16 protein-coding genes are annotated in these 15,683 nt (G+C 60.3%); 8 read left to right on the top strand and 8 right to left on the bottom strand.

The annotated features are described in order from the left end of the window. Nucleotides 1–19 precede the first annotated feature (19 nt). From HV355_RS23725 to HV355_RS23735, 3 genes are read right to left on the bottom strand one after another with little or no spacing between them, the layout of a single operon-like run. Nucleotides 20–1,132 (bottom strand): M20 family metallopeptidase, encoded by a 1,113-nt coding sequence (locus HV355_RS23725; protein WP_182403818.1) that lies wholly within the window; start codon nt 1,130–1,132, stop codon nt 20–22. Between the two features lie 13 nt (nt 1,133–1,145). Continuing rightward, entirely contained in the window at nt 1,146–1,610 is a 465-nt protein-coding gene (locus tag HV355_RS23730; protein WP_108415825.1) for a YjiG family protein, read from the bottom strand. Further along, nucleotides 1,607–2,302: a nucleoside recognition domain-containing protein gene (locus HV355_RS23735; RefSeq protein ID WP_108415826.1), complete on the bottom strand. Its 696-nt coding sequence runs from the start codon at nt 2,300–2,302 to the stop codon at nt 1,607–1,609. The genes HV355_RS23730 and HV355_RS23735 overlap by 4 nt, the downstream gene beginning before the upstream one ends. Nucleotides 2,303–2,570: 268 nt before the next feature. On the opposite strand from HV355_RS23735, the gene cstA reads away from it, so the two are divergent. Continuing rightward, complete coding sequence (cstA, locus tag HV355_RS23740; protein ID WP_182403820.1) at nt 2,571–4,676, top strand: pyruvate/proton symporter CstA; 2,106 nt, start codon at nt 2,571–2,573, stop codon at nt 4,674–4,676. Between the two features lie 59 nt (nt 4,677–4,735). After that, entirely contained in the window at nt 4,736–4,933 is a 198-nt protein-coding gene (locus tag HV355_RS23745) for a YbdD/YjiX family protein (RefSeq protein WP_006809671.1), read from the top strand. Here the strand turns inward: HV355_RS23745 and HV355_RS23750 are convergent. From HV355_RS23750 to HV355_RS23765, 4 genes are all read right to left on the bottom strand, one after another. Further along, nucleotides 4,930–5,334 carry a helix-turn-helix transcriptional regulator gene (locus tag HV355_RS23750; RefSeq protein ID WP_010428455.1) on the bottom strand — a complete coding sequence of 135 codons (405 nt, stop codon included), beginning with the start codon at nt 5,332–5,334 and terminating at the stop codon, nt 4,930–4,932. The genes HV355_RS23745 and HV355_RS23750 overlap by 4 nt on opposite strands. Beyond that, nucleotides 5,306–5,611 carry a type II toxin-antitoxin system RelE/ParE family toxin gene (locus tag HV355_RS23755; protein WP_182403822.1) on the bottom strand — a complete coding sequence of 102 codons (306 nt, stop codon included), beginning with the start codon at nt 5,609–5,611 and terminating at the stop codon, nt 5,306–5,308. The genes HV355_RS23750 and HV355_RS23755 overlap by 29 nt, the downstream gene beginning before the upstream one ends. A 183-nt stretch (nt 5,612–5,794) precedes the next feature. Then, nucleotides 5,795–6,538: a 3-oxoacyl-ACP reductase family protein gene (locus tag HV355_RS23760; protein WP_182403824.1), complete on the bottom strand. Its 744-nt coding sequence runs from the start codon at nt 6,536–6,538 to the stop codon at nt 5,795–5,797. 57 nt (nt 6,539–6,595) lie between these two features. Further along, nucleotides 6,596–7,684 (bottom strand): oxidoreductase, encoded by a 1,089-nt coding sequence (locus HV355_RS23765; RefSeq protein ID WP_182403825.1) that lies wholly within the window; start codon nt 7,682–7,684, stop codon nt 6,596–6,598. Nucleotides 7,685–7,843: 159 nt separating this feature from the next. Here HV355_RS23765 and HV355_RS23770 point away from each other — a divergent pair, with 159 nt between their 5' ends. From HV355_RS23770 to HV355_RS23785, 4 genes are all read left to right on the top strand, one after another. Beyond that, nucleotides 7,844–9,346: a sugar ABC transporter ATP-binding protein gene (locus HV355_RS23770; RefSeq protein ID WP_174340535.1), complete on the top strand. Its 1,503-nt coding sequence runs from the start codon at nt 7,844–7,846 to the stop codon at nt 9,344–9,346. Then, nucleotides 9,343–10,338 carry an ABC transporter permease gene (locus HV355_RS23775; RefSeq protein WP_182403827.1) on the top strand — a complete coding sequence of 332 codons (996 nt, stop codon included), beginning with the start codon at nt 9,343–9,345 and terminating at the stop codon, nt 10,336–10,338. Before HV355_RS23770 ends, HV355_RS23775 begins: the two co-directional genes overlap by 4 nt. A gap of 19 nt (nt 10,339–10,357) precedes the next feature. Beyond that, the gene (locus tag HV355_RS23780) at nt 10,358–11,422 is read left to right on the top strand and encodes a sugar ABC transporter substrate-binding protein (RefSeq protein WP_182403829.1); all 1,065 of its coding nucleotides are present in this window, start codon (nt 10,358–10,360) and stop codon (nt 11,420–11,422) included. A gap of 83 nt (nt 11,423–11,505) precedes the next feature. Next, nucleotides 11,506–12,747 carry an LVIVD repeat-containing protein gene (locus HV355_RS23785; RefSeq protein ID WP_182403831.1) on the top strand — a complete coding sequence of 414 codons (1,242 nt, stop codon included), beginning with the start codon at nt 11,506–11,508 and terminating at the stop codon, nt 12,745–12,747. 90 nt (nt 12,748–12,837) lie between these two features. Here the strand turns inward: HV355_RS23785 and mtnK are convergent, their stop codons facing one another. Beyond that, complete coding sequence (mtnK, locus tag HV355_RS23790; protein ID WP_182403833.1) at nt 12,838–14,037, bottom strand: S-methyl-5-thioribose kinase; 1,200 nt, start codon at nt 14,035–14,037, stop codon at nt 12,838–12,840. A 104-nt stretch (nt 14,038–14,141) separates the two neighbouring features. Here mtnK and mtnA point away from each other — a divergent pair, with 104 nt between their 5' ends. Beyond that, nucleotides 14,142–15,158 carry an S-methyl-5-thioribose-1-phosphate isomerase gene (gene mtnA / locus HV355_RS23795; protein ID WP_182403835.1) on the top strand — a complete coding sequence of 339 codons (1,017 nt, stop codon included), beginning with the start codon at nt 14,142–14,144 and terminating at the stop codon, nt 15,156–15,158. 42 nt (nt 15,159–15,200) lie between these two features. Next, nucleotides 15,201–15,680 (top strand): SRPBCC family protein, encoded by a 480-nt coding sequence (locus HV355_RS23800; protein ID WP_126815852.1) that lies wholly within the window; start codon nt 15,201–15,203, stop codon nt 15,678–15,680. The last annotated feature ends 3 nt before the right edge of the window (nt 15,681–15,683 follow it).

Raw genomic sequence — 15,683 nt, forward strand, 5'->3', positions numbered from 1 at the left:
AAGCGCCACCGGGCAATGTTTACAGCATCGATACCACCCGCTTTAACAGACGAATTCGCGGGACAATCGACGCTTTATCCAGCCATTCCGCAGGGCTGTGGAACCCGGCGCCAATCGGCCCCAGGCCGTCGAGCGTCGGGATGCCCAGCGCGGCGGTGTGGTTGGCGTCGCTGCCGCCGCCGACCGCCTGCCAGGTAATGTCGATACCCTCCGCTTTTCCTGCCGCTTCAACCTGCTGCATCAGGGCCTGAGTCGCTTTACTGGTTGCCATCGCCGGTTTGTGATTCACCCGCGCAAGCGTAGTGGTCACGCCGTCTAAAAAGCCTTTTTCACATAACGCCTCCAGCGCCTGATTCACCCGGTCGTACTCGTCGTTTTCCCAGAAGCGAACGTCCAGTTCTGCCACGGCGCTGTCCGCGACCACGTTGGCCGCGCTGCCGCCGTGAATCACCCCGACGTTGAGCGTGGTGCCGCGATCCCAGTCGGTTAGCGCATTAATCGCGATGATGCTGTTGGCGAGGGCAGTAATTGCCGAACGACCTTTCTCCGGGTCGTTGCCCGCGTGTGCCGCCACGCCGCTGAAGGTGAGGTGATAGCCCGCCATGCCTTTACGCGCTTTTACCAGCGAGCCGTCGGCGCGGGCGGCTTCGCAGACCAGCACGCAGCGGGAACGCTTAGCCAGCTCACCAATCCACTCGTGGGAATGCACCGAGCCGGTCTCTTCGTCCGGGTTCATCGCGACGGCAATCGCGAGACGATCGTTGTCTGCGGCGTCGAGCCCGCGCATCGCCCACAAAATATTCAGAAGTCCGCTCTTCATATCCGAGACGCCGGGGCCGTACAGGCGGGTATCGTCCTCGCTCATCGGGCGCTCGGCGACGGTGCCGGGGGCAAATACGGTATCCAGGTGCCCGACCAGCAGCACGTCAAAGCGTTCGGCCTGCGGTTTGTTGCTGACGAATACGCCGGGGCCCACCTTATCGCCCAGATTAACCTGCTCGGTGTGCCAGCCTTCGCGCTGCCAGAGCTGCTGTATGATGCCTGCCACGGCGGCAACGCCCGCAATAGTCTGGGTGCCGCAGTCTACGTTCACCAGGGATTTCAGCTCTTCAATATAGTGGTCAAGATTCATGTTCACGTCCTGTTCAGAGAATAATGCGCATCAGCAGCATGGCTAAAAACGCGTTGACTACCGAGATGGCGATCATCAGCGGGATACGTTTGGCGCGGGTGCCGATCACGCCCAGAATGCGGCCCAGATACTGCACCTGCGAGCCCATCAGGTAGATGGCGGGTGCCAGGATCGCCAGATGCTCGCCAGTGATAATGCCTTTATCAAACAGGCCGATGGCGACGCCTATCCCGCCGCCCATCGACATCCAGCCGCCAATCAGCACGGCGGCGGCCTCACCCGGCAGGCCGAACAGGCCCATCAGCGGTGAGAAGATCATGCCCAGCCCTTTCAGGGCACCGGTAATTTCCAGCGCTTTGATGATGATAAACGCCATCACCACGTTGGGCAGGGTGCTGCTGGTGGCAATGCTCCAGCCTTTGCGCGCGCCTTCGACGAAGACATCGGTAATCACGGGGTTAGACTGTGGGGCACTCATGCGGCGTCTCCTTTATGGGTGAAGGACAGGATTAATCGCAGCAGATTTGCGCCCACGATTTTCATGATGAACATGACGGCGATACAGGCTCCGATGGACGTGGGAACCGCCGCCGTGCCGTCAACGGCGACCAGCGTGAAGAGGATCGCCCCGGAAGAGAAAAAGTTGGTGATCATCGCCCCGGCGGAGAACTGGAACATGGCGAAAACGTCTTTCTCTTTTTCGCTGATTTGCCCTTCGTCTGACAGATTACGGGTCAGCGACGCGCCCACGTCGGTGCTTTGCAGGCTGCCAATCAGCGCCAGCCCGGTGGTGCCGGGAATGCCCAGTAGCGGGCGCAGCAGAGGGGTTAAGAGTTTGCGGGCGGCACGCAGCGCGCCATAGTGTTCCAGCACGTTGATCATCCCCAGCGCGAACATCACCGCGGGAATTAAACCGAGCGCGAAGAGAAACCCGTCCATCGCGCCGCTGCCGCCGGTGCCGCGAAAGGCGCTGCTGGCTGTGGTTAACGTACCGTCATCCAGACTGGCTTTACTGACCACTTTGCCAAACGCGCCGTTGAGGGTGGTGAAATCAAAGACGCCGTACCACTCTTTTCCGCCTAACAGGCCGGAGAAGAAAACGGCTGCAAACGCCAGGGCGAAGTACGCGCCCGGCCCGACCTTATGATCCTGAGGTACAGAACTGTTCATATCCTTTTCCTTGTATGTACGCGATTGCGCAGGATCATTCTGGCGAGGTTATGAGCAAAAAAAATGATACAAATCATTCCGTAAGGCGGCGCAGGGATGAAAAAGGCAAAAGTGTGACCGAGGACGTCACGAAAGTGATCGGCTTAACAATGTGGTGTAAATGTCTGGTTTGACCACGCATTATTGCGTTTCAAAGTTGTTAAATTTTTCCGGTTGTTCTAGAAACAAAATGTAACATCTCACTGTTTCACAACAACGGATAACCACTATGAACAACTCAGGGAAATACCTTACATGGGCAGGGCTCTCCGTTGTGGGAGCCTTTGCCCTGGGCTATATCGCCCTCAACCGGGGGGAACAGATCAATGCGCTCTGGATCGTCGTCGCCTCCGTCTGCATTTATCTGATCGCGTACCGTTTTTATGGCCGCTATATCGCGAAGAACGTATTAGGGGTTGATGCGACGCGCATGACGCCTGCCGTCCGCCATAACGACGGGCTGGACTACGTGCCGACCGACAAAAAGGTGCTGTTTGGCCACCACTTCGCGGCGATTGCCGGCGCGGGCCCGCTGGTGGGGCCGGTGCTGGCGGCGCAGATGGGCTACCTGCCGGGGATGATCTGGATCCTCGCGGGCGTGGTGCTGGCGGGGGCGGTGCAGGACTTTATGGTGCTGTTCGTCTCCACCCGCCGCGACGGTCGTTCGCTGGGCGAGCTGGTGAAAGAGGAGATGGGGGCAACCGCCGGGGTGATTGCGCTGGTGGCGACCTTTATGATCATGGTGATCATCCTCGCGGTGCTGGCGATGATCGTGGTGAAAGCGCTGACCCACAGCCCGTGGGGGACGTACACCGTTGCCTTCACCATTCCGCTGGCGCTGTTTATGGGGATCTACATTCGCTATCTGCGCCCGGGGCGCATTGGTGAAGTGTCGGTGATTGGTCTGGTGTTCCTGGTGTTCGCCATTATCTCCGGCGGCTGGGTGGCGGAAAGCCCAACCTGGGCACCGTTCTTCGACTTTACCGGCGTGCAGCTGACCTGGATGCTGGTGGGCTACGGCTTTGTGGCGGCGGTGCTGCCGGTGTGGCTGCTGCTCGCTCCGCGTGACTACCTCTCCACCTTCCTGAAAATCGGTACCATCGTCGGGCTGGCCATCGGCATTCTGATTATGCGCCCGACCCTGACCATGCCTGCGCTGACCAAATTTATTGACGGCACCGGCCCGGTCTGGACCGGTAACCTGTTCCCGTTCCTGTTTATCACCATCGCCTGCGGTGCGGTGTCTGGCTTCCACGCGCTGATTGCCTCCGGCACCACGCCGAAGATGCTGGCGAATGAAAATCAGGCCTGCCTGATTGGCTACGGCGGCATGCTGATGGAATCCTTTGTCGCCATCATGGCGCTGGTCTCGGCCTGCATTATCGATCCGGGCGTGTACTTCGCGATGAACAGCCCGATGGCGGTGCTGGCACCGGCCGGCACCGTTGACGTGGTGGCGTCCGCCGCACAGGTGGTGAGCGGCTGGGGCTTTGCGATTACCCCTGATACGTTGACGAGCATCGCCAGTGAAGTGGGCGAGCAGTCGATTATCTCCCGTGCGGGCGGAGCGCCGACGCTCGCGGTCGGCATGGCGTATATTCTTCACGGCGCGCTGGGCGGGCTGATGGACGTGTCGTTCTGGTATCACTTCGCCATCCTGTTCGAGGCGCTGTTTATCCTGACGGCGGTGGATGCGGGAACCCGTGCGGCGCGCTTTATGCTGCAGGACCTGCTGGGGGTAATCTCCCCGAACCTGAAGCGTACCGATTCGCTCCCGGCTAACCTGCTGGCGACGGCGCTGTGCGTGCTGGCGTGGGGCTACTTCCTGCACCAGGGCGTGGTCGACCCGCTGGGTGGGATTAACACCCTGTGGCCGCTGTTTGGTATCGCCAACCAGATGCTGGCAGGCATGGCGCTGATGCTCTGCGCGGTGGTGCTGTTCAAGATGAAGCGCCAGCGTTACGCCTGGGTGGCATTAGTGCCAACCGCATGGCTGCTGATTTGTACCCTGACGGCAGGCTGGCAGAAAGCCTTCAGCCCGGACAACAAGGTGGGCTTCCTGGCAATCGCCAACAAGTTCCAGGCGATGATCGACAGCGGTAAGATCCCGGCGCAGTACACCGAGTCGCAGCTGTCGCAACTGGTGTTTAACAACCGTCTGGACGCCGGGCTGACTATCTTCTTTATGGTGGTGGTCGTGGTGCTGGCGTTGTATTCTCTGAAAACCGCGCTGGCGGCGTTGAAAGTCGACAAGCCAACGGCGAAAGAGACACCTTACGAGCCAATGCCTGAAAACCTGGAAGAGATTGTCACCCAGGCCAAAGGGGCGCATTAACCTGTGTGCCGGGTGGCGCTAGCGCTTACCCGGCCTACATTTCCTGTGAGACCAGAATTATGTTCGACACCCTCTCCAAAGCAGGTAAATACCTGGGCCAGGCCGCCAAAATGATGATTGGCGTGCCGGACTACGACAACTACGTCGAGCATATGCGCGTCAACCATCCGGACCAGACGCCCATGACCTATGAAGAATTTTTCCGCGACCGCCAGGACGCCCGCTACGGCGGCAAGGGCGGGGCGAAGTGCTGTTAACCCTCTTTCGGTAAGTAGAGGCTGATTTGCTCCTGCTTGCAGCCGTAAATGGCTGCCAGTTTTTCACGGGTGCGCTTTTGTGGGCGAGAGTCCAGGGCTTCCAGTTGTGACACGGCGGACTGGCTGATGCCGAGTTTCTCCGCCACCTCCTGCTGGGACATGCCGCGCAGGATGCGCCACGCGGCCTGCAGGCTGACGTTCTGCCAGGTCATGATGCTGCACACTTCTCCAGGCAACTCCACGTCATCCAGACTATCGTGTTCGACCTCAATATCCTCCAGATCGTCGTCGGTTTCGTCGTCAATTTCTGCCATCTGTAAGAGCATACGAAAATATTCGTGATAGGGAATAACGACGTACTGCGTTTTCCCGTTATCGTCCTTGATTAGCTGTACAGCCATAGTTGGCACTCTCCTCATGCAGGTAAGTCGTTGAAGTTCTGCGCTTGACGGCCAAAACATAACAATGGTCATCGGGAACGTCCCGAAGCGTATAGACGATGCGGTAATCGCCTACGCGAAGCCGGAAATGATTTTCTGTCGTCGATATTTTTTTGATATCGGGCCGGGGAGCCGCGCGGTCATCCAGCTCGGAGAGCTTTACCTCAATGCGACGCTGATACCGCTCGTCAATCTTTGAAAACGCCTTCTTTGCACCATTGGACCAGACAATCTTCATCCGTACCTCCACTGTACGCCCACACAAAATATAAGGAAATAATAAGGCTATTAGATAAATTCCGAATTTCTAATGGGGTACTGTAGAGCGGCGAAAAAACGGGAGAAAGCGGCAAAATGCGAATCGTCGAGAGCGCTCGAGAAGGCCTCTGTCGGGCGACAGAGGCTTGCAGGAAAAATGCGATCAGGCGTTCAAACCACCGTCCACGTCCAGGCCGGTACCGGAGATCTGCCCGGCAGCCGGGCTGGCAAGAAACGTGACCGCCGCTGCGACGTCTTCCGGCTGACCGTAGTGGCCCAATGCAATAAGCTGACGCTGAGAGTCAGCCTGGTCCCCGTCCTCCGGGTTCATATCGCTGTTGGTGGGGCCGGGGTGGACCAGATTAACGGTAATGCCGCGCGGCCCTAAATCACGGGCCAGCCCGCGGGTGAGGGAGTTGAGGGCCGATTTGGTCATCGAGTAGACGGCGATACCCGGCTGCGCCACGCGGTTTGCCAGACAGCTGCCGATGTTGATGATGCGCCCGTCGTCGGACATGTGCACCAGCGCCTCCTGAATGGCGATCACCACGCCGCGGATGTTGACGTTGATAAGGGCGTCGATGTCCGCCAGCGTCATGGACTCCAGCGGGCCGCCGCGCGCGATACCCGCGTTGTTAACCAGAATGTCCAGCCCGCCGAGGGAACGCGCCGCATGGGTGACGGCATCCTGAATCGCCTGCGCGCTAGCGCTGTCCGCCTGCACGGCTTCGCTGTGTCGTCCCAGCGCCTTAATCTCATCTGCGACCGCCTGGGCTTTATCGGCCGATTTTTCATACGTAATAATCACATCCGCACCGGCGCGCGCCAGCGAGAGTGCAATTGCCCGACCCAACCCGCGGCTGGCGCCGGTAACCAGCGCCTTTTTACCTGTTAAATCGATCTGCATGATGACCTCGTTGCAAGAGTAGAAAGAATCATCATTAGGTATAGCCTGTCGGCGCGATTAACGGCTGAAGGATTCTACTTTCTCAAACGCGGCGCGCAGAACGTCAGGCGTTAGCGCAACCGGCAGATAGTGAATTGACTCCACCGGGCGCAGGGTGTGGGCAATGACCTTATCCAGCGCTTCCCGGTTATTAATGTCGACGTCCAGAGCGCGAAGCGTGGTCGGCAGGTTAAAACGCCGGTACGCCGTCACCAGCTGCGCCAGCACATCGTCCTGACCGAGCAGGGCGCTCTGCACCAGAATCCCGTAGGCTACCTTGGTGCCGTGCAGGTATTTTTCCGTCTGCGGCAGCACGGTTAAGCCGTTGTGAACCGCATGCGCTGCCGCCACGCGCGTATAGCGTTCGCCCAGACCGCCGACCATCCCGCCACCGGCAATAATCGCATCCACCACGTCCCGGAACGCCTGAGTCTGATCACCGCGCTGCTGGTCGGCTAGCGCCTCTTCGCTGCGCGTCAGCAGCACGTCGCGGATCGCCAGCGCGCTGTTGATGCCGAGCCGCACGGTCAGCGGCAGGTTCTCCGGCTCAGGCGCCAGCACCACCGCTTCGTACCACTTCGCCAGCGTATCGCCGATGCCTGCCAGCAGATATTCCGCTGGGGCGTTAAGGACGATCTGCGGCTCCACCAGCACCAGGAAGTTGGCGTCGTCGAAGATCTCAAAATGCAGCGCCTGACCGGCATCGTTGTACCAGACGGAGAGCGGAGTCCACGCCGCGCAGGTGGCGGCAATGGTGGGGATGCCCACGAACGGCACCCCTAAGCGGCGCGCCACGGCCTTCACGGTATCTATCACCGCGCCGCCGCCGACGCCAATCACCACGCTGGCATCGCTGCCGGATTCATTCACCAGATGGCTGACGTCGCGCTCGCTGCAGTGGCCCTTAAACAGCAGGTGCTTCGCGCCCGGCGCGTTAAAGCTCTCCGGCAGGAAAGGACGCGCGCCTTCGATAGCGCGCTCGCCGTAGATCCACACCGCGCGGGAAAGCTGTTCCGGGGTAAAGAAATTTTCCAGCTGCGCAAGGCTTCCGGGGTGAGAGAAGTAGTTCGCCGGGCCAGGCACGACGTGGATATCAGTGTTGCTCATGGTGTTGTCCTTTTTTAGCAAGCGCTAACCCGATGTTATGTCTGGACATCCGGATGGCTAATAATATTTCGCTTTATCTTATGCCTTTTCCGTCGTTGTCAGTCAACCGGAGCTGTGAAAAATTCGATAAATCAGAAGAGTAATGAAGGATTTACGCGGATGGTTTCCAGTCGCCTTGAGATGCGCGGTATCAGCCTGGCCTTTTCCGGCTTTCAGGCGCTGTCGCGCGTGAATTTCACCTTAACCGGCGGATCCGTACATGCGCTAACTGGTGCCAACGGTGCGGGGAAATCGACCCTGATGGCGGTGCTGTGCGGCACGCACAACCACTATGAGGGTGAGATCAGCATTAACAACCAGCCGGTGACGATCCGCGAACCGCTTGATGCCAAACGGCTGGGGATCCACCTCGTGCAGCAGGAGGTGGACGTAGCGCTGATCCCGGGGTTGAGCATCGCCGAAAACATCATGCTCGACCAGCTGGCGCTGCCGGGGCATCGCTTCAACTGGCGCGCGACCCGCCAGCAGGCGAGACAGGCGCTGGCGCAGCTCGACGTGACGCTGGACGTTCGCCGTTCCATCGACGGCTGTTCGCTGGCCGAAAAGCAGCAGATTTTGCTGGCGCGGGCGCTGTCCCACCACTGCCGTTTTTTGATTCTTGATGAACCCACCGCGCCGCTGGACGCGCACGAGAGCGAGCGCCTGTTTGCGGTGGTGAGACGTTTAAAGCAGCAGGGCATCGGCGTGGTGTTTATCTCCCACCGCATTCACGAGCTGAAGGCCATCTGCGACACCTTAACGGTGCTCCGCGACGGCAAGCTGATCGAGTCCGGCCCGATGGCCGATCTGAGCGGCGAAGCGATCGTCGAGAAGATGCTCGGACACGTGCTAAGCGATATCTACCCGCCCGCGCGGCCACCGCACGGCGACGAAACGCTGCTGCGCGTTGAGGGGCTTCACGATGACGCGCTGCTGAAAGATATCTCCCTGCACCTGCGCAAAGGCGAAATCCTCGGCATCGCCGGGCTGGCGGGCGCAGGGAAAACCGAACTCTGCAAGGCGCTGTTTGGTGCCAGCAAAAGCCGCGTGGCAAACGGAGAGTTGAATCATCAATCCTGGCAGCCGCGCGACCCGGCCGACTCCGTGCTGCGCGGGCTGGCGCTGGTGCCGGAGGAGCGCCGCAAAGAGGGCATTTTTATCGACGAGCCGGTGAGTATGAACCTTGCCGTGTGTGCCGATAACAGCTTTTCGCGCTGGAGCCTGTTTGGCCATCGTCAGGCGTGGCGCTGGGCGGAAGAGGTGATTGCCCGCGTCGGCGTTCGGGCGCGCGGGCCGGGGCAGATCCTGCGCCGTCTGTCCGGCGGCAACCAGCAGAAGGTCGCCATCGGCAAATGGCTGCGCAATGACGCCAGCGTGCTGATATTCGACGAGCCGACCAAAGGCGTGGACGTGAAGGCCAAAACCGACCTGTTCCAGCTGATTGACGGCCTGGCGCGCGAGGGCAAAGGGGTGATTTACGCCTCGGGCGAATTTGCCGAGCTGGTCGGGCTGTGCGACCGCATATGCGTGCTGTGGGACGGGCGCATCGTGGCGGAAATCGCCGGGGCCGAGGCCCGCGAAGAGACACTACTTTATTATTCAACCGGAGGAACGGCGTCGTGAGCAAGGCCCTTTCAGTGAACGCGGCGGCGTCTGGCCGCCAGCAGATTTTCGATTTTCTCTACAGGTGGGGCATGCTGTTGACCGTCGTCGCGCTGGTGGCCGTCTTTGGCCTGGCGTCGGACAGCTTCCTCGATCCGAACAACATCATCAATATTCTGCGCTCGATTGCCATCGTGACGGTGATTGCCATTGGCGTGTCGATTTCATTGACCATCGGCGGGTTCGATCTCTCCGTTGGATCCACCGCCTCGCTGGCGAACGCGCTGGTGATTTCGCTTTTCGTCTGGCACGGATTCGGCACCACCGAGTCGATTCTGATCACCCTCGCGCTCTGCACGCTGGTGGGGCTGTTTAACGCTTTTCTGATCGTCATCCTGCGTATTCCGGACATGCTCGCGACGCTTGCCAGCCTGTTTGTGATCCAGGGCGTGGCAATGACCTACAGCTACGGCGGGTCGATTACCGAGAACATGGTGCTGCCGAGCGGCGACATGGCGGAAGGGACCATTCCGGCGGCGTTCAGCCTGCTGGGGCAGGTGCCGACCATTGTGATCGTCATGCTGGCGGTGACTGTCCTTGCGCAGCTGGGGTTGTCTTTGACCACTCACGGACGCCGGATGTACGCCATCGGCGGCAACCCGGAAGCGGCGCGTCTCTCCGGCATTCGCACCACGCGCTACAAGGTGGCGGCCTACGTGATCGCCTCGCTGCTGGCGGGACTGGGCGGAATTTTGCTGGCTTCGCGTATCGGTTCGTCGCAGGTGAATGCGGGCGGCGGATACCTGATGGACGCGGTGGCGGCGGCGTGGATTGGCTTCTCGCTGGCAGGCTCAGGCAAGCCGAATGCGCTGGGAACCCTGGTCGGGGCGGTCATTCTCGGCGTGCTGTCGAACGGGCTGGTGATGCTCTCGGTGCCGTATTACGCCATGGACATTATAAAAGGGCTGGTGCTTGCGGTAGCGCTGGCGATTACCTACATACAAAAACGCTGACAACACAACGGGATAAAAAATGAAAAAGATTGCACTCTCTTTGGTGGCACTTGGGTTGCTCACGGCTCTGCCAGGCTTCGCGGCTACGCCCGCGCCGCTTCCGGCTGCCATTGCGAACCATGACGGCCCGATCCGCATCGCGGTGATCCGTAACCTTGGCTCAGACGACAACACCACGCAGTTTATTGCCGGGGCAATTCAGGAAGGGAAGAAGCTCGGCTTTAAGGTCAGCACCTTTTTAAGCAACGGGGACGATGCCAAATTCCAGGACTTCGTGAACCAGGCGATCAGCCAGAAATATGACGGGATTATCCTGTCTCAGGGGCGCGATCCGTACTCCACCGCGCTGGTGAAGAAAGCGGTGGATGCCGGGATCAAAGTCTCGGTATTTGATACCGCCGTTAACGGTGAGATCCCGGGCGTGACCGTCACCCAGCAGGACGATGCCTCCCTGACCAACCTCTCCTTCGGCCAGCTGGCGAAAGATTTCAACGGCAAGGCCAATATCGTCAAGCTGTGGGTGGCGGGCTTCCCGCCGATGGAGCGTCGTCAGGCGGCGTATAAAGCGCTGCAAAAGCAGTATCCGGACATCAAAGAGCTGGAGTCTATTGGTGCGGTCTCGTCTGACGTGCAGGGTGATACCGCCAACAAGGTGGGCGCGATCCTCGCGAAATACCCGAAAGGCAAAATCGACGCCATCTGGGGCACCTGGGACGCCTTCAGCCAGGGCGCTTATAAGGCGCTGAAAGAGAACGGCCGCACCGAGATCAAGCTCTACAGCATCGACATCTCCAACCAGGATCTGCAGCTGATGCGCGAACCGGGCAGCGCGTGGAAGGTGAGCGTGGCGGTGGATCCGAAGCTGATTGGCGCGACGAACGTGCGTCTGGTGGCGAACAAGATTGCCGGGGAAGCGACGCCTGCAACCTACGATTTCAAAGCGGCCGCCATTCCGCAGGCGCTGCTGATCGCCCAGCCGGGCCCGGTGAACGTGGCGTCTCTGGGAAAAATCATTCCGGGCTGGGGTCAGACGGAAGATTTTATCGCGCCGTGGTTTGCGACGCTGGAAGCCAGGTCAAAATAATGCCCGGTGGCGCTGCGCTTACCGGGCCTACGGTGTTGTAGGCCGGATAAGGCGCAGCCGCCATCCGGCGAAAGGACTCCAATATGTCTGCATTACCTCAACCCGAATACAGCCGCAATATGCGGCTGATTGGCCATAGCGACCAGGGCGGTCGCCCGGACGGCGTGCAGCTGATGGTGCACCGCGGTTTCGCCTATATCGGCCATATGGTGTCGCAGGGTTTTTCCATTGTCGACGTGCGCGACCCGAAGAACCCGAAAACGACAGGCTACGTGCCCGCGCCGCCCGGCACCTGGAACGTGCACCTGCAGGCGCATGACGACCTGCTGCTGGTGATCAACGCCCGGGATCTGTTTGCCGATGCCCGCTTTGCCGACGAAAAGGTCTACTACACCCGTCAGGTGGGGGAGACCGTCAGCGACGTGCAGGACAAAGGCTGGAGCGCCGGGCTGCGCGTCTTTGATATCTCCACGCCGGACAGGCCGCGTGAAATCGGCTTTCTGTCGCTGAGCGGCATTGGCATTCACCGCATCTGGTACGTCGGCGGGCGCTGGGCGTACGTCTCGGCGCTGATCGACGGCTTTACCGACTATATCTTCCTGACCATCGATCTGGCAGACCCGCGTAAACCTGAAGTGGCGGGGCGCTGGTGGCTGCCGGGGATGAACCAGGCAGAAGGGGAAAAGCCGAACTGGCCGGAAGGAAAACGCTACGCGCTGCATCACGCGATTATCGCCGGGGATACCGCCTACGGAAGCTGGCGCGACGGCGGCCTGACGCTGCTGGACGTGAAGGACCGCATCCAGCCGAAGCTCATTAGCCACCGCAACTGGAGCCCGCCGTTTGGCGGCGGGACGCACACCGCGCTGCCGCTGCCGGATCGCGATTTGCTGGTGGTGCTTGACGAAGCGGTGCTGGATAACCAGGAGGACGGCGAAAAGCTGATCTGGCTGTTTGATATCCGCGAGCCGTCGAACCCGGTCAGCATCTCGACCTTCCCGCAGCCGGATGAAACCGACTACGTGGCGAAAGGGGCGCATTTCGGCCCGCACAACCTGCACGAGAACCGGCCGGGGAGCTTTGTCAGCTCAACGCTGATTTTTGCGACGTATCAGAACGCGGGCGTGCGTGCGTATGACATTTCGAACCCGTATCGACCGGTGGAAACGGGGGCGCTGGTGCCGGCCGCGCCGGAGAAGATGATGGACACGCGGCCCAATCGCCCGCAGGTGATCCAGTCGTGCGACGTGTTTGTTGATGCGCAGGGAATTATTTACAGCACAGATTATAACGGCGGGTTATCGGTGATTGAGTATTTGGGGTGAGTTTTTGCCGGGTGGCGGCTTCGCCTTACCCGGCCTACATTCGAATCGTAGGCCCGGTAAGCGCAGCGCCACCGGGCACAAAGCTGGCACTCAGCTGTACTGCCGCACCCGTGCCACCAGCTCTTCCGCGCTGTCGATGCGGTCGGCAATGACGATTAGCGCCTTGCCGAGCGTTATCGCGTGGCGCAGGCATTCGTGGCGCATGGCCTCGTCCTGGATGGTGTCGATATCCGCCACGTGGGAAAGCCCGACGCTGCGGCGAATCAGCTCGGTGCCGCAGAACCCGATGGCGTCATGCCAGACCTTTTTCAGAAACGCGGAGGCATAGCCCGGTGCGCCGAGCGCGGCGTCGCGGGCTTTCTCGTTTGCCAGCGCCTGGAAGCGTTCCGCGAAGGTATTCCACAGCTCCTGAATATCGGTCAGGCGCTGCTCGCGCGCGGCGGCGGCATCGCGAATGCCCAGGTGCCCAGGCAGGCCGCAGAAGTTCAGCAGCAGGTTACCGATGGCGGTGCCGATATCAAAGCCAATCGGCCCGAAATAGCCGAACTCTGCGTCGATGGCCTTCAGGCTGCCGTCGGCCACAAAAATCGACCCGCTGTGGATATCGCCGTGCAGCAGGGCTTCAGCCTGAGAAAAGAAACGGTGCTTCAGGGAAGCCACGGCAACTTTAAGCTGGGCGTCGTCGCGCAGGGCCGCAACGTCATTTTCCAGCTCGGCCGGGTAGCTGTTGCGTTCGTGGATCTGGTACGGATCGCTAAAGAACAGATCTTCGGTGATCTCGCACATCTCCGGGTTGATGAATTTCGCCACCTGCGCTTTTTTCGCGTGCGGGTGCAGGTAGAAATCGCTGGTGTGGAACAGCGCGTGCGCGAGGTATTCTCCCAGCTGCTGCGCCGCCTGCGGGTAGTAAATGTTGTTGATCAGCTCGCCGCGCCAGATGCGATGGCTGGAGAGATCTTCCATCACCATTACCGCCAGCTCCGGGTCGAAGTGGTGGATTTTCACGGTGTGCTGCGGGCTGTGCTGGTAGTGCTCGACCAGCGTTTGCGCTTCAAGACGGGCGCGGTCCAGCGTCAGCGGCCAGGACTCCCCGACGCAGCGCACGTAGGGCAGCGCCTGCTTGACGATGATGCGGCTCGCGCCCGCGCTGTCGAAAATTTTAAAGACCAGATTGAGGTTGCCGTCGCCTATCTCCTGCGCCTCCACCAGCGATGATGGGTCATCAAGGCCGCCAAACTGCCTGGCATATTCCACGGCGTCCTGAGCGGTAAAGGTACGGTATTGCGACATGGCCTGTTCCTCACGGGTTTGCTAATAAAGACATATGGACGTCTATACATCTGGATTTCATCCTGACACAATGTGCTACAACAACGCAACAGGGAATTAACGACATGCAGACATTACAGACGACCAGCCTGCGGGTGGCGGATAATCAGCTCTTTATTCTCGACCAGCAGGCGCTTCCGCAGGAGAAACGCTGGCTGGACGCCTCGACCGTAGAGGCGCTGGTTGGGCACATTCATGCCCTGCGGGTGCGCGGCGCGCCGCTGATTGGTCTCTCTGCAAGCCTGCTGCTGGCGCTGCTGGCGGAAAACGGCAAAAGCCGCGACGAGCTGGCGGCGGCGCTGGAAACCCTGCGCGCCTCCCGCCCGACGGCGGTGAACCTGATGAACAATCTCGACCGCATGAAGATTGCGCTGTGGCAGGAAGATTATGTTCCGGCGCTGGTGGCCGAAGCGCTGCGGCTGATTGACGAAGACAAACGGCTTTGCGACGCGATTGCGAAAGCCGGCAGCGCGCTGGTAAAACCCGGTAGCCGCCTGCTGACCCACTGCAACACCGGCGGGCTGGCAACGGCGGGCGTCGGCACCGCATTGGGCGTGATTGCCCGCGCGCATCAGGAGGGCAACGTCAGCAGCGTCTGGGTCGATGAAACCCGTCCGCTGCTGCAGGGCGGCAGACTGACCGCGTGGGAGCTTGGCGAGCTGGGCGTGCCGTATCAGCTCATCACCGATTCCATGGCCGCCAGCCTGATGGCGAAAGGGCAGGTCGACGCCGTATGGGTGGGCGCAGACCGTATTGCCGCCAACGGCGACGTGGCGAACAAGATTGGCACCTATTCCCTGGCGGTGCTGGCGAAGTTCCACGGCATTCCGTTCTACGTTGCCGCGCCGCAGACCACGCTCGACCCGGCCTGCCCGAACGGGGACGCGATCCCCATCGAGCAGCGTGCCGCCAGCGAAGTCACGGGCGTGGCAGGAAGCTTTGGCGCGGTACAGTGGGCACCGGAAAATGCACGGGTCTATAACCCGGCCTTTGACGTTACGCCTGCCTCGCTGATTAGCGGCTGGGTACTGGATACGGGTGTGGTCACGCCGGAAGAGGTGGCGGAAGGGAAATTCGCCTGAGTCCGGCTATCCTTTAAGGGGTTCCCTTAAGAGGACAATATCGTGACGCTCGATCCTGAAACTGACTTAAAACTGGAGCGCGTGGTGGATGCCCCGCGCGACCTGCTGTGGCTGTGCTGGACCACGCCGGAGCACATCAAAAACTTCTTCATTCCTGCTCCCCATAAGGTGACCGAATGCGACCTCGACCTGCGCGTGGGCGGGCGGTTCAACACCGTGTTTGAGGTGGATGGGCAGCGGATGGATAATCGGGGCGTATTTCTTGAAATCGATCCCGGTAAAAAGCTGGTCTTTACCGACGGTTATACCGAAGGCTGGAAACCGGCCGAGAAGCCGTTTATGACGGCGATCCTGCTGCTGGAAGACGTCGGCGAGGGCAAAACCCGCTATACGGCGATAGCGCGTCATCCGACGAAGGACATCCGTGAGCAGCATGAGCAGATGGGCTTCCACGAAGGGTGGGGGATTGTGCTGGATCAGCTGGTGGGGTATGTGAAGTCTCTTCAACCCCCTCTCCCTTGAGGG

The sequence above is a fragment of the Enterobacter sp. RHBSTW-01064 genome, assembly GCF_014103035.1.
In the GTDB taxonomy this organism is placed as follows: domain Bacteria; phylum Pseudomonadota; class Gammaproteobacteria; order Enterobacterales; family Enterobacteriaceae; genus Enterobacter; species Enterobacter mori.

What these genes read in the sequence shown, in the direction of transcription:
- mtnA (WP_182403835.1), top strand. Translation starts at nt 14,142, where the DNA reads ATGCAGACATTACAGACGACCAGCCTGCGGGTGGCGGATAATCAGCTC.
- HV355_RS23750 (WP_010428455.1), bottom strand. Translation starts at nt 5,334, where the DNA reads ATGGCTGTACAGCTAATCAAGGACGATAACGGGAAAACGCAGTACGTC.
- HV355_RS23725 (WP_182403818.1), bottom strand. Translation starts at nt 1,132, where the DNA reads ATGAATCTTGACCACTATATTGAAGAGCTGAAATCCCTGGTGAACGTA.
- HV355_RS23755 (WP_182403822.1), bottom strand. Translation starts at nt 5,611, where the DNA reads ATGAAGATTGTCTGGTCCAATGGTGCAAAGAAGGCGTTTTCAAAGATT.
- cstA (WP_182403820.1), top strand. Translation starts at nt 2,571, where the DNA reads ATGAACAACTCAGGGAAATACCTTACATGGGCAGGGCTCTCCGTTGTG.
- HV355_RS23760 (WP_182403824.1), bottom strand. Translation starts at nt 6,538, where the DNA reads ATGCAGATCGATTTAACAGGTAAAAAGGCGCTGGTTACCGGCGCCAGC.
- mtnK (WP_182403833.1), bottom strand. Translation starts at nt 14,037, where the DNA reads ATGTCGCAATACCGTACCTTTACCGCTCAGGACGCCGTGGAATATGCC.
- HV355_RS23735 (WP_108415826.1), bottom strand. Translation starts at nt 2,302, where the DNA reads ATGAACAGTTCTGTACCTCAGGATCATAAGGTCGGGCCGGGCGCGTAC.
- HV355_RS23780 (WP_182403829.1), top strand. Translation starts at nt 10,358, where the DNA reads ATGAAAAAGATTGCACTCTCTTTGGTGGCACTTGGGTTGCTCACGGCT.
- HV355_RS23765 (WP_182403825.1), bottom strand. Translation starts at nt 7,684, where the DNA reads ATGAGCAACACTGATATCCACGTCGTGCCTGGCCCGGCGAACTACTTC.
- HV355_RS23730 (WP_108415825.1), bottom strand. Translation starts at nt 1,610, where the DNA reads ATGAGTGCCCCACAGTCTAACCCCGTGATTACCGATGTCTTCGTCGAA.
- HV355_RS23770 (WP_174340535.1), top strand. Translation starts at nt 7,844, where the DNA reads ATGGTTTCCAGTCGCCTTGAGATGCGCGGTATCAGCCTGGCCTTTTCC.
- HV355_RS23785 (WP_182403831.1), top strand. Translation starts at nt 11,506, where the DNA reads ATGTCTGCATTACCTCAACCCGAATACAGCCGCAATATGCGGCTGATT.
- HV355_RS23745 (WP_006809671.1), top strand. Translation starts at nt 4,736, where the DNA reads ATGTTCGACACCCTCTCCAAAGCAGGTAAATACCTGGGCCAGGCCGCC.